This window comes from Mariniflexile sp. AS56 (assembly GCF_030552475.1).
Lineage (GTDB): Bacteria > Bacteroidota > Bacteroidia > Flavobacteriales > Flavobacteriaceae > Mariniflexile.
In genome coordinates, this window is sequence record NZ_JAUPED010000010.1 from 33,992 (window position 1) to 49,230 (window position 15,239).

Here is a 15,239-nt window from a genome sequence, read left to right on the forward strand (position 1 = left end):
AATATGAGCAATTTTAAAAAAAACGCCTATAAATACTCTACCATTGTAGCAATGGGTGGTTTTGTCTTTGGGCTTGATGCCGCTTTAATTTCTGGAGCATTTAAATTCATTACTGCAGAGTTCAATTTAAATGAGTGGCAAGTTGGTGCTTTAGGTTTTGGACCAGGAATAGGTGTTTTAATTGCTTTACCATTAGCAGCTTGGTCGAGTAACAAATACGGACGAAAAGCAACTTTAAAAGTTATTGCTGCGTTGTACTTAATATCGGCGTTAGGTTCTGCTTTTGCACCTACATTTGTTACATTATTTGTAGCGCGACTTCTTGGAGGTTTAGCATTTAGTTCAATTACTCTAGCAGCTATGTATATTGGAGAAATAGCACCTGCCGAGTATCGAGGAAAGTTAGTGTCAATGACTCAAATTAACATAGTTATTGGTCTTACAGCAGCATATTTTATTAATTATTGGATACTTCAAAATACTAATTCTGATGCGGAATGGGTAACTGCCATTGGATTAAAACAATATACTTGGAGATGGATGTTAGGTATTGAAATTGTGCCAGCTTTAATTTGGTTTGGATTACTTTATCTTGTACCCCGTAGTCCAGCTTGGTTAATATATCAAGGTAAGTACGAAGAAGCTAAACGTACATTATCCAAAGTTGTTCCAGAAAATGACATTGATGCACAGGTAGCAGAAATGCAACTAAGTGTTCAAGAAAGTAATCAAGACAGATCAGTAGGAAGTCAGATGAAAGAAATCTTTAGTAAAAAGATGACTATCGTTACAATCGTAGCATTTACAATGGCTATAGTGCAACAATCTACAGGTATCAATGCTGTTTTAACCTATGCACCAACAGTAATGGAGCAGTTAGGTTTAGGAGAGCAAGCAGCATTTCAACAAGCCATTTGGATAGGTTTAGTTAGTATTCTTTTTACGGTATTATCATTAGTGTTAATAGACAAGTTAGGAAGACGCCCCATGATGATTTCTGGTTTAATTTGGGTAATTTTAAGTCTTGGAATATGTGCTTATGGCTTTGGTTCCGCAAAATACGAGGTAACTAATGAGGCTATTGCAGAAATGAGCGATATACCAAATGTGGAAAAATTGACGACCTTAGTAGGTCAACAATTTGCAACAGATATAGAGTTTAAAGAAGCCGTAAAAGGGGTTATGGGAGATATTTCTGCCAGAGACAATTCTAGTGTTTTTCTTCAAAAATCGGCCGTACTTAATGCCACTTTAATTCTTATTGGTATTTTAAGCTTTATCGCAGCATTTCATTTTTCGGTCGGCCCAATTATGTGGGTATTGCTTTCAGAAATTTTCCCTATTTCAGTTAGAGGAATTGCCATTCCATTTTTCGCACTTCTTTCTAGTACTATAAGTGCTTTAACACAGTTTCTTTTTCCTTGGCAACTGGCCACCATGGGTGCAAGTACTATATTTTTATTTTATGGTGGAATTGTTTTTATAGGATTAATAATTCTTTATAAATACCTACCGGAAACTAAAAATTTAACGATAGAAGAGATTCAATTAAAATTAAAAACAAAATAACTGATTAAAATGATAAAGCAACTAAAACACGTTCCAAATTTCATACTCCTTTTAGCATTATTAGTAGTTTTTGGTTGTAATGCCCAAAAAAAAATAAAGACTGATAAAACGGTTCAAACTATTAAAAGCACTTTAAATCCATTTTCAGACCAAGAAAACAAAGAAGGATGGGTTTTAAATGACGAAATTAGTGATGAATTTGAAGGTACTTCAATAGATACCACAAAATGGTTTGTTGAAGGTCAAAATGGCGATTATTACATTTGGAAAGGGCGTGCACCTTCACAATTCGTGCCTCATAATGTACGTGTAGAAGATGGGAAATTAAAATTGAGAACTGCATGGGAGCCTGATTATCCATTTTTTCAAGAAACATATACCGATGGAAACATGGGAACTGCCAAATATGGTGAATATGAAGGAAAACCGATGCCTGTAACAACCGCTGGAGTTATTTCTAAAAAACGTTTTTTAAACGGGTATATGGAAGTAAAATCTAAAGTAGGAAATGCTGCTATTACAGGTGCATTTTGGGCTATTGGTTATGAACAAGAATTGGATGTGTATGAATTAATGGGTAACCCCAAAAAATCGGGAAACATTAAGGCAAATTCTTATTTAGCTACGGCTCACGATTGGAGTCCACCAGCTAAAAGACCAACAAATGTATTTCAACATACTGAAGATTTACCTTATAGAACTGCTGATGAATTTCATGTTTATGGTGCAGAATGGGGCGAAGATTTCTTAAAATTATTTATTGATGGTAAATTAGTTCACCACTTTACTCAAAACGATGTGGGGTTAGACTGGGTACTTAACAACCCAATGGAGGTTTGGTTGGATTCTGAAATTTTCTTTTGGTTAGGTCTTCCGCATAAAGAAGAATTACCAGTCGACTTTGAAATTGAATATATGAGAGTTTGGCAAAAACCTTCGGATAATTTACTGGCAAAAGACCGTGCTTTTTACGGTTTTGAAGGTCCAATCTTATTTGAAGATGTCCCAAGACCATTAACCATGGTTCCTGAAGATTCTAATGCTAATGCGTATCAAAAATTTTGGTTAATTGATGAAGGGTCTTCTAAATATTTTTCAATTGTAGAAGGTCAATATGCAAGTGGCGTGGAGAGTCTTCAATTTGCAGGATACGGTAAAGGCGAAAATTTTGAAATTGAAAAAGCTTCTGTTTTAACACCTGAAGGTGCCATAAATTTAGGAACTGGTGATTACACTTTTTCTATGAAAGTATGGTTGGATCAAGGTAGGATTTCGGAAAAAATATATGTTTCCTTTGAAAATCCTAAGTTAGAAATTGTTTTTAAAGATTTATCTAAATTAGCTAGACGTCAATGGGTAACTCTTGAGGCCAACATTTCAAAAACTGCAGCTTCAGCAAAAAACGATCAACTTAAAATAGAAATTAGAAAAGAAGATTTACCGAAAGATAAAGCTCCGAAAATTTTTATTGATGATATCGCAATAAAAAAAGCAAAAAAATAAATTAAAATAAGATTACACTATAACCATACTATTATGAGCACAAGTTCAAACAAACATAGCAACGCCATAACAAACAATTTTGAGAGTCCGTTTGTAAAGTTAAAAAGCATCAATTTTGGAGACTGTAAATGGAATTCAGGATTTTGGGCTGAAAAAGTAAAAATTGCAGAAGATAAAATGCTTCCTTATATGGGCGATTTATTATGTGGAGACATCGGTCATGGCTTAAACAACTTCAAAATTGCCGCTGGAGAAAAGAAAGGTGTTCATAAAGGATTTTATTGGCATGATGGCGATTTCTATAAATTTATGGAAGCCAAAATGTACGTGTACGGTCTTACTAAAAACGAATCTATATTAAAAGAATTAGATGAATATATTGGTGTTATTGGACGCGCTCAAGAAGAAGATGGTTACATTCATACACATGTTCAAATTACAGAAGGTGTAGACCGTTTTGAAAATAGAAAATACCATGAAATGTACAATTTTGGGCATTTGTTTATCGCAGGATCTGTTCATTATAGAATTACTAGTCAACGTAATTTTTTAGACATTGCTGTAAAAATGGCCGATTTGTTATGTGCTTATTTTATGCCTGATACAAAACATTATCAGCGTTTTGGATTTAACCAAACTCAAATTATGGGATTGGTAGAATTGTATAGAACTACAAGAGATAAAAAATATTTAAAACTTGCCGAAAAGTTCATCAACAGAAGAGGAACTTATGAAATTAAGCATGATTCTACAACACTTGGTTATCCAATTGGTGATATGGTTCAAGAAAGAACGCCTTTTAGAGAATCTAAAGAAGCCGTTGGTCATGCCGTTTTAGCTTTGTATTATTATGCAGGAGCTGCCGATGTGTATGCCGAAACTGGTGAAAAAGCATTACTTGATGCTTTAGACGCCTTATGGGAAAATGTTACAGGTAAGAAAATGTATGTAACTGGTGCCGTAGGTCAAGCACATTACGGCGCTTCTACCAATTTAGATATGATTGAAGAAGGTTTTATAGACGCCTATATGATGCCGAATATGACTGCTTATAACGAAACCTGCGCAAACTTATGTAACGCCATGTTTAGCAGTAGAATGATGGCAATTAAAGACGAATCCAGATATGCAGATATTATTGAACTTGTTTTATATAACAGTGGTTTATCAGGAATTAGCGTTGAAGGGAAAGATTATTTCTATTCCAATCCATTAAGGATGGTTAACAATTCTAGAAATTACGATTCGCACGCTGATGTTACTGAAAGCCCAGTTAGACAACCCTATTTAGAGTGTTTTTGTTGTCCACCTAACTTAGTAAGAACCATTTGTAAAAGTTCAGGATGGGCATATAATTTATCAGAAAATGGTGTTGCTGTTGTTTTATTCGGAGGGAATAATTTGGACACAACCATGTTAGATGGCTCGCCATTAAAACTGTCTCAAGATACAGAGTATCCATGGAAAGGACTAGTTAAAATAACTGTAGATGAATGTAAAAATTCAGCATTCGAAATCAAAGTAAGAATCCCTAAGTGGGCAGTAGGTAGTACTCTAAAAGTAAATGGTGAAGACGCTGGTGTTACTGTTAATCCTGGAAATTTTGCAACCATAAAGCGCGTTTGGAAAGCTAACGATGTTATTATTTTAGATATGCCTATGGAAGTAACTTTAGTTGAAGGTCATAACCGAATTGAAGAAGTAAGAAATCAAGTTGCTGTAAAAAGAGGGCCGATTGTATATTGTATAGAAACACCAGACTTACCAAAGGAAGCTTCTATTTTAGATATTTATTATAACACAAACTCTCCATTAAATGCCGTCCATAAAAATGACTTTTTAGGTGGTGTAACAGTTGTAGAAACAGAACTCTTGTTAAGAACTGGTAAAAATGACGATATGTATCAAACAGTTACGAAGCCGAGTTTTACATCGTTTAAAACACAATTGGTGCCGTATTTTGTTTGGAGTAACAGAGGGCAAGCAGAAATGACGGTATTTATGCCTATTATTTGGAATTGATATGGCATATAAAAAAAGTATATTAAAAATATCTTTATATGTTGCTAATAGTCTTTTGTTTGCTATGGTTATTTTTACAGCTAATGCGCAATCAAATACAGCCAGCTCAAAAAAGCCTAATATTGTTTTTTTACTTGCAGATGATTTAGGATATGGAGAACTTGGGAGCTATGGACAACAACAAATTAAAACACCTTTTTTAGATGCATTAGCCGCGAAGGGAATGAGTTTTACAAATTTTTATGCTGGTAATGCGCTTTGTGCACCTTCACGAGCTGTTTTGATGACTGGTATACACTCTGGGCATAGTTCAGTTCGTGGGAACACTGGCTTTTATACAGATAGAAATCAATTAGATCGCGTATCTATAAAACCGACTGAAATAACAGTTGCCGAAATGTTAAAACCTGCTGGTTATGAAACTATATTTTTTGGCAAATGGCATTTGGACGACCCATATTATCTTGAAACTTGGGCAGCAAATCGTGGTTTTGATTATGCGGTACAGGGTCAATGGTCTCGGTTAAATGGGGATTTTAAAATAGATCCTGATATGGATTGGGTTAATGGCCTCATGGATTCTAAGAGGTATGATTATGATAAGTATAGTTGTATGGATGAGTTTCGTACAACCCAAGCAATTGATTTCTTTGAAAAAAGGAGTAGCGAAAAACCTTTTTTCCTATTCATGTCATACCGTGTTCCTCATGCCCACGAAATACATATTCGAAATAAGAATATGTATAAATCTATGAATTGGCCAGAGCTGGAACGCCTTCACGCCACTAGAATTACCCTTTTGGATGAGCAAGTAGGTCGATTAATACGATATTTAGAATCTAATGGTCAATTAGAGAACACTCTAATTATTTTTTCAAGTGATAATGGTGGTCATGTGGAAAATGGTCATGATAAAGATTTCTTTTCTAGTAATGGAGTGCTTCGTGGACAAAAAAGAGATTTATATGAAGGCGGAATTCGTGTTCCTTTTTTTGCGGTTTGGGCTAATAAAATTAAGGCTAATTCAACCAGTACTCATGTGGCTGCATTTCAAGATATGATGCCAACCATTGCTGAAGTTGCTGGTATTGATGTACCAAAACAGACGGATGGAATTTCTTTATTACCAACATTATTAGGCAAATCACAGCAGTCTATTCACCCATATTTATATTGGGGACTTCATCTCAACCAAAAACCTAAAGATGGTAATGATCTTGGATTTAGGCAAGCTATTCGTCAAGATAAATGGAAAGCAGTGCGTTATGGAGTGAAAAATGTAACCGAACTTTATGATTTATCTAAAGATCCTAGGGAATCAAATAATATCGCCATAAAATTTCCTGAGAAGGTTCTCGAGTTTGAAGCGTTATTTAAACAGTCATCAAAACCTACAGAACATTTTAAATACGGTGGAAATTTTGGGTTTTAAAAAACATTCTAGTATCGGCATTTTTTCTATTGTCCCGCTTTTGTTCAAATTTCATACTGATTCTTAATTTGAAACCGTTCGAATCATGTTAAAAAAATTAATACGCACAGAAAGTACTAACAATAATTCGAGGTATGAATTTATTATTAAATAAAAGAGATGAGTTTATTCGAAAATAAAAAATTTGTAATAGGATCATTTATGAAAGTAAGCGATCCTGCTTTAGTAGAAGTAGCCGCATTCGCGGGCTTCGATTTTGTGATTATTGATTTAGAGCATGGTCCAAATTCGATCCAAACTATTCAAAACCATGTTAGGGCAGCACAAGCCAAAAATATTGTTCCGGTAGTTAGAGTCCCGGAAATCAATGAAAACATGATTTCAAAAGCATTGGATATTGGAGCTGCGTATGTTCAAGTGCCTCAAATAGAAACTGCTGCAGATGCAAAACGTGTGGTTAAAGCTGCAAAGTTCTTTCCAGAAGGTTCTAGGGGTGTTTGTAGATATGTTAGAGCCGCAGATTATGCTTCCATGCCTAAGGAGAATTATTTCGGTGACGCAAACAAAAACACGGGCGTTATTATCCACATTGAGGGAAATATAGCCTTTAATAACATCGATGAAATCCTAAAAGTGGAAGGTGTCGATGTTATTTTCATTGGCCCATACGATATGTCTCAATCTTGCGGCGTACCCGGGCAAGTAAATCATCCAATCGTGATTTCGCAAATGAAAGGGATTGTAGAAAAGGCATCTCGTTTAGGAAAAGTAGTAGGTACATTTGTAGAAAGTCCAGAATCTGCCAAACAATGGATAGATCTTGGTGTTAAATATATTTCTTACGCGGTAGATGTCGGTATTTTTTACGATGCCTGTAAAGGCATTGTAGAAAAGATGAACGCACAATCCCAAGACCGTATCACAGTCTAAATTTATCTTTTTATTAGTAGGATAATAAACATGTATACCATTTAAAATTGTAATTAGATAATTTTTAATTGGTAAAGGGTAAGTTTTGTTCATTTTTAAATTCGTAAAATCAGGTTCTTTATACTTGAATTATCAATTGTAAAATATTATGAAACGGATTTTACACCATTACCATTCAAGACGGAAATAAATTGTACAATAAAAAATTCTTAGTAAATAGATAATATGCTAATTCGGTTAAAATCAAAGGTGTTTCTAATGTTTTTTACTCTTTTGTTTGTGGGTTTATGCAATGCACAAACACAAGAAAAATTGGCGCAAGCTAAAATCAAAACCTTAAATACCCTTATTTCAAAAGTAGAGAAACAAGCTAAAGATGCTTTGAAAGAAAAAATGACCGTTCGTACAGCAGAGGTTTTTTTAGAGTTCGCAAATTGGGATGAGAAAAATGTTGCAACAAATACCGAGCTGTTTAAACTAGTTAGTAATTATAAAGATAAGGCATTCGAAACTGCAACGGAACTTCCGAATTTTGAAAGAACTGATGTCATCAAAATGTTAGATGAAGCTATAGAATACTTGACACTTTTAAAAGACGGGAAAGTAAATAGAAAAGAAATTCCTAACGTTGATTGGAAAAAAGTGAATGTAGAGAAAGCACAAATTACATTCAACAATCGTCCTGTATTTTTAGCAGATTATACTTGGAAACCTGAAACAAAAAAATTAGAAGAATTTTATGGAAGTTTAGACGGTTTTTTTATTTCTCCCGCACAAATAATAAATGCATCAGGAAAAGTAAACGAAAATATTCTGAGTAATCTAGATAGTAAACCAAGTATAACCCCTGGTTTCGTTTTTATCAATAATAAAGGCGTTCCAAAATGGGCAACAACCAAATATGGCGATGGTTTTACCAAGTTTCAAGGGCCTCCTTTTTTTGATTATGATATTGATAATCCGGGAGCCAAGGAAATGATGTCTTTTTTAATAAAAGAAACGGTCCCAATAATGGCAGGAAATAAATACACCAATTTGGGTTATATGCTTTGTAACGAGCCGCGTTGGATTAATTATAAAAATGGTAATAAAAAAGTTTGGTATAATAGTGCCGTAAGTAATTTTACTATTGAAAAGTTTAAAGTTTGGTTAAAAGAAAAACATAGTTCCATAGCTAATTTGAATAAAATTTGGAACACAAATTATACATCGTTTAATGAAGTAACTATTGAAAATCCCATAGATATTTCACGACAAGGAACGCCCCAATGGTATGACTGGAGTACGTTTAACGACGCGCGTGTATTGGAATGGTTTACTTGGATGAAAAAGGAAATAAGAAAATATGATCCGAGTGCAAAAGCGCAATTAAAAATTATGCCTTCATTTTTTACCGACAACGACCCATGTACAGGAATTGATTTAGAGGCGCTCACGGAGTTAAGTGAAATAAATGGCAACGACATTGCGGCACACTATAATTACACACGCAATGGGAAAATGGGATGGGAAGATGACTATATTTTTGGTTGGAGAGAGTTGTTTTTGGGTTACGATTTCTTTAAATCTGTACAGCCAAATCAAATAAATTTTAATTCTGAAAGTCATTTATTAAGTACTAGTCATACACGAGACTTGTATATGAATCCAAAATATGCTCGCGCCGTTTATTGGGCTGCAACTACTTTAGGAATGAATGCTTCACAAACTTGGTATTGGCCACGAAAAGCAGATGGCTCCTTAAAAGAAAACTTTAGTGATAATGCTTACGGTGGGTCAAACAACCAGCAACCTCGTGTTACGAATGAATTGCATTCAACTATAATGGATTTAAATTCATATAGTGAAGAAATAACGGCGATGCAAAATCAACGTAAACCAATTCGTATTTATTATTCAAAAACGTCTGCGCACAATAAAGGCGAGTACATGGACCATTTATTTAAGCTTTATGAGTCTTTAAATTTTGAAGGCATTCCCTTGGGCTTTGCAACAAAAAATATTATAGCTAAGCAAGACCCGTCAAACTGGGATGTTGTGCTGGTTCAAAAAACAGAACAGGTAACACAGGACGAATTAGAACAACTTCAAAGTTATTTAGATAAAGGCGGAATAGTGATAGTTGATAAAGTGAGTTTGAAATTTAATGAATATGGTATTGCTTTACCAGATTTAACTCAAAGTAAAGGGACATTAATTATCATTGATTCATTAGAAGAAATGAAATTGAAAGCATTACAAATTGTGGAACAAAAAAATAATGCACCAGAAGTTGCCATTATAGAAGAAAACGGAACCGATATAAAAGGTTGTACATGGAAATGTATCAAGAATGAAAACGGCAACAATGTACTGTCCATAATAAATTTAGGAAAAACAAATGCGACGTTGAATATTCAATTTAGGAACTCGAATAATGAGACAACTTGTTTCGATTTGTTAAACGGTATTTCAATAAGTTCTCAACGAACATTAAAACCATACGAAGTATTATTTGTTGAAGTAAAAACGAAAAATAAATAGTATCAATTACTATTAAAGTTTAAATCCATGAAAAAAACTACAATCACAGCATTATTTTTATTTTTGATAAACTTGGGGTTTGCCCAACCTGATGCACCTTCAATGTTTCCAGTCGATAGAGTAGAAAGTGATTTTTTTACTGATGATTCGGCTAGTTTTCCTCCAGCACAAAGAATAACCTTGGTTAATAATGTGGGAGACGATTCTACTACCTTGCAAACTGCAATTAATACTTTAACTGGTCTTGGCGGTGGTGTTGTTACAATTTCTGCTGGTAATTGGGAGTTTAACGAAATTCAATTAAAGTCTAATGTGCATTTAATGTTTGATGCTTTAGCAGTGGTTAAACCATATGAAACGGCGGACGTTAATAGCCTTCCTAATTTGTCTGTTTTTCGTATTGGTTATACCTCGGTAAAATCTAGTAACGTGAGCATTAGAGCATTAAGCGGACAATTTAAAATAGATTTAACCCATTTAGCGAAAGAAACCAGAATTACACCCTTCAATGTAAAAGAAACTGAAAATTTTATGGTGGCCGATTGTTATATTGACGACAACGGCACCATTCATGCGGCATTAAACTGTTCTGCAAGTAAGAGAAACGACATTTGGACAGGACCAGTTAAAGGATTGATAAAAAATTTAACCAGTATAAATGCCCATGGCGGTTATGGTGTTGTTCAGGTACGAACTGGAGAACGGTTGCTGTTTAAAGATTTAACATCCTTACGAGGTGGTGTTACACTCCGTCTTGAAAGTGACGACGTTAGTGCCTCTGGCGGAGCAATTCCACTAAGTGTCGCAAAAATGTCTGAGATTTCAGGATATAATATTAAATGTACCGAAGGAAATGCAGCAGTGATGCTGCAACCGTGGGATGCCACAAATGGATGGGTTGATGTGCAAAAGATTGAAGCGACTGGTTGTATGGCGGCAGTGCGTATTGATAGAGCATATTTAAGCACCATTGGAACCTTCGATCCAGATTCGAGAATCACAGATGTTACCTCTAGTTATGGTACAAATGCACAAGTAAAACAAGGTGTTTTTCCATGGGTTCCATGTGTATTAAGAACGGATCCAAACATATTGAGACCAAACCCAATTCCCGATATGGAAACCTACCATCTTGGACCATCAATAGCGCCCTTACTTTATCGTGCAAGTACCACTGGAGGTGCTACAGGTAACGGATATTATAGCATAAATGTCCCAACATCGACTGAGCTAATGAATAAAGCAACAGGTTTTAATTGGTCTGTTTCCTTAGTTATTTCAAGAGATAATAATCAGGTAAACTCAAATAACTGTCCAGCGTTGTCTGTTAATTCTTTTGATATTGAAAGCCATGTAAAAATGTATCCGAATCCAATTAGTAATGAAGACGGAATTTTAACAATTGATATTCCAGAAGTATCAAATGTAGCCGTAGACATTTATAATCTATTGTGCAAAAACGTGTTATCAAATAAATATATTCAGAAATCAGAAATTCATATAAATCCATCTCAATTGAAATTAGTAAAGGGTATTTACCTCGTAAAAATTCAAATTGATTATAAGGTTGTAAGTAGAAAATTAATTGTTAACTAACGCTTTCATAAAAAAAGGTGAGTTGAAAAGTAATACCTTACTAAGTATTAGATTGCAATCAAACTAAACATTTTAATGGCTATAAGATGAAAAAATTAAAACAAAAACGTTGTTCGAGTTATTCGAATTTAGTATTCTTTGCACTATTTTACATCTCAATATTCGGGTTTGCATACGGGCAAAAACCAATAAAAACAGCTAACTCATCCGATCAATGGACTATCAAATGGAGTGCCTCTGATGAATTTAATGGTTCAAGTCCGGATTGGAAGAAATGGATTAAAACAGGAAATCTTCCTAATACCACAGCTTGGAAATGGGACAATTCAGAAAATGTAAATATTAATAACGGCATTGCCGAATTAACCATGCGGCAAAACCCAAACAATGCTCCGGATGGAGACACTTATTTTAAATCTGGGATATTAAAATCGTACCATACGTTTACTTACGGTTATTTTGAAGCTAAAATTAAAGGAGCCGATATTGGAGAAGGTGTTTGTCCTTCATTTTGGTTATATAGTAACTTTGATTATTCTGTTGAAGAAGGTGAAACGGTATACAGTGAAATTGATATTGTAGAATTACAACAATTTGATTGGTATGAAGGGCATCAAGACGACATTCAAGATTTGGATTTAAATCTACATGCCGTAGTAAAGCAAAACGGAAAGGGGGATTGGAGGCGACCTAAAAAATATCCAAATGAACAATTGAATAAATGGCGAGCGCCATGGGACCCTACAAAAGATTTTCATATCTATGGATGTGAAGTTAACGAGCAGGAAATTATCTGGTATGTTGATGGAGTAGAAGTTGGAAGAAAACCAAATATTTACTGGAAACGCCCTAAGAATGTGACGCTTTCACTGGGATTGAGAAAACCTTTTGTTGAATTTTTTAACAACAGAAACAATGCTATAAATCCTGAAACAAGCCCTAAAGCTTCAGCTAAATTATCTGGTATGCCTACTACCATGTATGTGGATTATGTGCGGGTCTGGGAGAAAATCTAGTTATCAACCACCACCAAATTTATGAAGAGGGTGTAATTACTTTCTAGAATCCTGTTTCTATTTGATTTATACGAATGTTGTGCACTGGATTTATATTCTGTAAAATACACTTTCATTTATTTCGAAATCAGGTTCTTCGTAATATCTTTTTGTCTCTAATCGATAAGCTGCTTGATTTTTTATATGTCCTTTATAATTAGAGTGTTTTAAAAGAAGAATTGAAACTAGCATATGAATTCTATCAGCTTCTAAATTCAGTTCTTTCATTTTAGTTTTTAGTGTTCCTTCTTTGTATGGTGTTTTTCCGTGTAAAAATTTATTTCTATTGTTTAATAGTTTTTTTAAATTTTCAGGTAATTCTATTTTAAAGAAGTCATAAGCCAATAGAAATTTGTCTTTATTGAAAGGTGTATTTATATAAGTGATTTTTTTAACTAGTGATTCAAATTCTATTTCGCTAAATTTTTCTTTTTTCGATGAGATTATTGTTTGTAGTTCTTCTTTTAAAATTTCTAGGTTTTCAGTACTCTTTATAGGTTCAAAGAATTTTTTATTTTCTGAATTAATTAATCCAACAATTGTTTCTAGAGCTACGTGGAAATTTGAACATCTAATTAAAGGTGAACTTATTCCATTTCCTTCGATTAGTAGCTCAACTGTTCGCTCTAGTTCAGGTTTTTCTTTTAGGTCGCTTACAAGTTTGGATAACGTCTTTTCAGGGAATAATAAAGGTGTTAATAAAGGTCGTTTTTCCAAATCCGTTTCCATAAACGTTCTAAATTGGCTAGGATTTATAATTTCTTGATTAGAAATGATTGAATCTCCTAATGATTCGTAATAAAGTGTTTCTGTGTTCTCAAAATTTGAAGAGTTATAAGAGAATATGAAATGCTCATTTTGATGCCAATTACCAGTTAAAAACCCAATTGATTTTAAAATTAATTCGCTAATGTTTTTAAAAGTTTCTAAATCCGTTTTATTTAAGCATTCGATAACTAATAAGTTATAATCTTTTTGTCGATGTCTATAAACGTGAAAAATTAGATTGTCTACTTCTAATACAATTAATCCCAAAGCATAATGAGTTTCTCCACAAGAATATTCTTGCCCTAGAAAAATTGTTGTTAAACTTTCCTTTCCAATATTAAGTATTGAGCGAAATATAGAATTTGATTTTATTGGAAATTTTTCAGAATATATTGTTCCAAACTCTCCCTTTAAATTATTGGTTGGAACAAAACTTTTTCCGACTAATCTATTTGCACTTCGTGCTGGAATCAGAAATATATTTTTATCCGAAATGAGTTTGAAATCCGCATTAAAACCCAATTTTTTAAATGTAACTTCATTTGGGTTTTGTGATGTTTTTAATTTTAAATCAAAATCAATATTTTCTTGAACCTTTGTTAAAGTAATCTCACTATTGTTTAATGGGAACTTTTCATTGTGCTTAATTAAAAAGGTTTCGGATAGAAGAAAACTACTAATTTTTTGAATTTCATTTTCTATATTTTTCTGAAGTTTCTCTTTCAATTCGAATGTTTCTTAATCTTGTTCACAACTCGTTATATAATAACTTTTATCACTCATATCCCGTAAATATAATTATTTTTTCTTACAGAATATTTTAAAAAACTGAGGTTTCGAAACAGGTGTTTTTACTTTACGGGATAATGATTTTAATCAAACGCAACCTTTTCTAAAGTCCAGTTTTCTGCATTTCTATCTTTCCAATCTTGATTTATAACGTAGTAAACATTGGGTTTTATTTGAGTAATTGTGGTGCTCTTTTTTGTTGTTTTAGAATTTGAAACACTGGAAGTTTTCCAGTTATCATCACTTTTTAGTTCTATTACCGCATGATTTCCATCGGCATCAGGTGAAAATGTAACACCAACCAAACGACCTTTTTCATTTAAAAGCATGCCATCAAAACCTTTAAAATCAAAATTTTCAATAAGCACTATTTCTGCAGCTTCAGGGTTATTAATGGGGATTTTTACTAAACTAGAATTTTGATGGCTGTATGAAACTAATAAAAACCCGTCAGGATGATAAACAATACCATTTGGTTTCGTGTATCCATCCTTTTGAAAAAACACGCTGGGATTCAAATCTTTGTTAATTTTATAAATAGCATCTTCCAATCTGCCAGTAACATAAATAGTGTTGTTGCTATCCACAATCAAATCATTTATTTGATAATTTTCCTTTTCAGGAAGTAAGGATGAAAGATTGATAATGTGTTCCAAATCGCCGCTATTAAGATTGTAAATATTTAGGTTTCCAATTTTCGGCCCGTTAATGCAAGCAATTAATCGGTTATTTTTTATATCGGTCTTTAAGCCAAAACTAGCTCTTGATGTATCATTTTTATCGTTTGAAAATGTTTTAACATTGCCATCAAAATCCACTGATATGATAGAAGGATTTTGGTTAATGGCACTTAAATAAAAAGTATTATTGGTAGCATTAAAGGTGATGCCTTCGGGGTTTTGTCCGGGTGCATGAAACACAATTTCTTGTGGGAGAGTGGTGTTTTTATCTTGGGCATTCAATGTTGATTCAAAAGCAGTGCACAAAAGAATTGTAGCTATAAAACTCGGTTTTATCAATTTATTTAATGTCATAATCTGGATTTTATTTTG

General features: G+C 33.6%; 10 protein-coding genes. 8 read left to right on the plus strand and 2 right to left on the minus strand.

Going from position 1 to position 15,239, the window contains the following annotated elements; genetic code table 11:
• Window positions 1–3: 3 nt before the first annotated feature.
• The 8 genes from Q5N74_RS13010 to Q5N74_RS13045 all read left to right on the plus strand — a co-directional run bounded on the left by Q5N74_RS13010 (window position 4) and on the right by Q5N74_RS13045 (window position 12,591).
• Complete coding sequence (locus tag Q5N74_RS13010; RefSeq protein WP_304389294.1) at window positions 4–1,569, plus strand: MFS transporter; 1,566 nt, start codon at window positions 4–6, stop codon at window positions 1,567–1,569.
• A gap of 9 nt (window positions 1,570–1,578) precedes the next feature.
• Window positions 1,579–3,072 carry a family 16 glycosylhydrolase gene (locus Q5N74_RS13015; protein WP_304389296.1) on the plus strand — a complete coding sequence of 498 codons (1,494 nt, stop codon included), beginning with the start codon at window positions 1,579–1,581 and terminating at the stop codon, window positions 3,070–3,072.
• Between the two features lie 33 nt (window positions 3,073–3,105).
• Window positions 3,106–5,094 carry a glycoside hydrolase family 127 protein gene (locus tag Q5N74_RS13020; protein ID WP_304389297.1) on the plus strand — a complete coding sequence of 663 codons (1,989 nt, stop codon included), beginning with the start codon at window positions 3,106–3,108 and terminating at the stop codon, window positions 5,092–5,094.
• A gap of 1 nt (window position 5,095) precedes the next feature.
• Window positions 5,096–6,526, plus strand: coding sequence for a sulfatase-like hydrolase/transferase (locus tag Q5N74_RS13025; protein WP_304389298.1), 1,431 nt, complete (start codon window positions 5,096–5,098; stop codon window positions 6,524–6,526).
• A 159-nt stretch (window positions 6,527–6,685) separates the two neighbouring features.
• A complete protein-coding gene (locus Q5N74_RS13030) occupies window positions 6,686–7,456 on the plus strand; it encodes an HpcH/HpaI aldolase/citrate lyase family protein (protein WP_304389299.1) in 771 nt (256 codons plus the stop codon).
• Between the two features lie 258 nt (window positions 7,457–7,714).
• Window positions 7,715–9,979 carry a beta-galactosidase gene (locus Q5N74_RS13035; protein WP_304389300.1) on the plus strand — a complete coding sequence of 755 codons (2,265 nt, stop codon included), beginning with the start codon at window positions 7,715–7,717 and terminating at the stop codon, window positions 9,977–9,979.
• Between the two features lie 27 nt (window positions 9,980–10,006).
• Window positions 10,007–11,575, plus strand: a complete 1,569-nt coding sequence (locus Q5N74_RS13040; RefSeq protein ID WP_304389301.1) for a T9SS type A sorting domain-containing protein — start codon at window positions 10,007–10,009, stop codon at window positions 11,573–11,575.
• Between the two features lie 86 nt (window positions 11,576–11,661).
• Window positions 11,662–12,591 carry a family 16 glycosylhydrolase gene (locus Q5N74_RS13045; protein ID WP_304389302.1) on the plus strand — a complete coding sequence of 310 codons (930 nt, stop codon included), beginning with the start codon at window positions 11,662–11,664 and terminating at the stop codon, window positions 12,589–12,591.
• 90 nt (window positions 12,592–12,681) lie between these two features.
• Here the strand turns inward: Q5N74_RS13045 and Q5N74_RS13050 are convergent, their stop codons facing one another.
• Window positions 12,682–14,124, minus strand: coding sequence for a hypothetical protein (locus tag Q5N74_RS13050; protein WP_304389303.1), 1,443 nt, complete (start codon window positions 14,122–14,124; stop codon window positions 12,682–12,684).
• A gap of 146 nt (window positions 14,125–14,270) precedes the next feature.
• Entirely contained in the window at window positions 14,271–15,221 is a 951-nt protein-coding gene (locus Q5N74_RS13055) for an SMP-30/gluconolactonase/LRE family protein (RefSeq protein ID WP_304389304.1), read from the minus strand.
• Window positions 15,222–15,239: the final 18 nt, after the last annotated feature.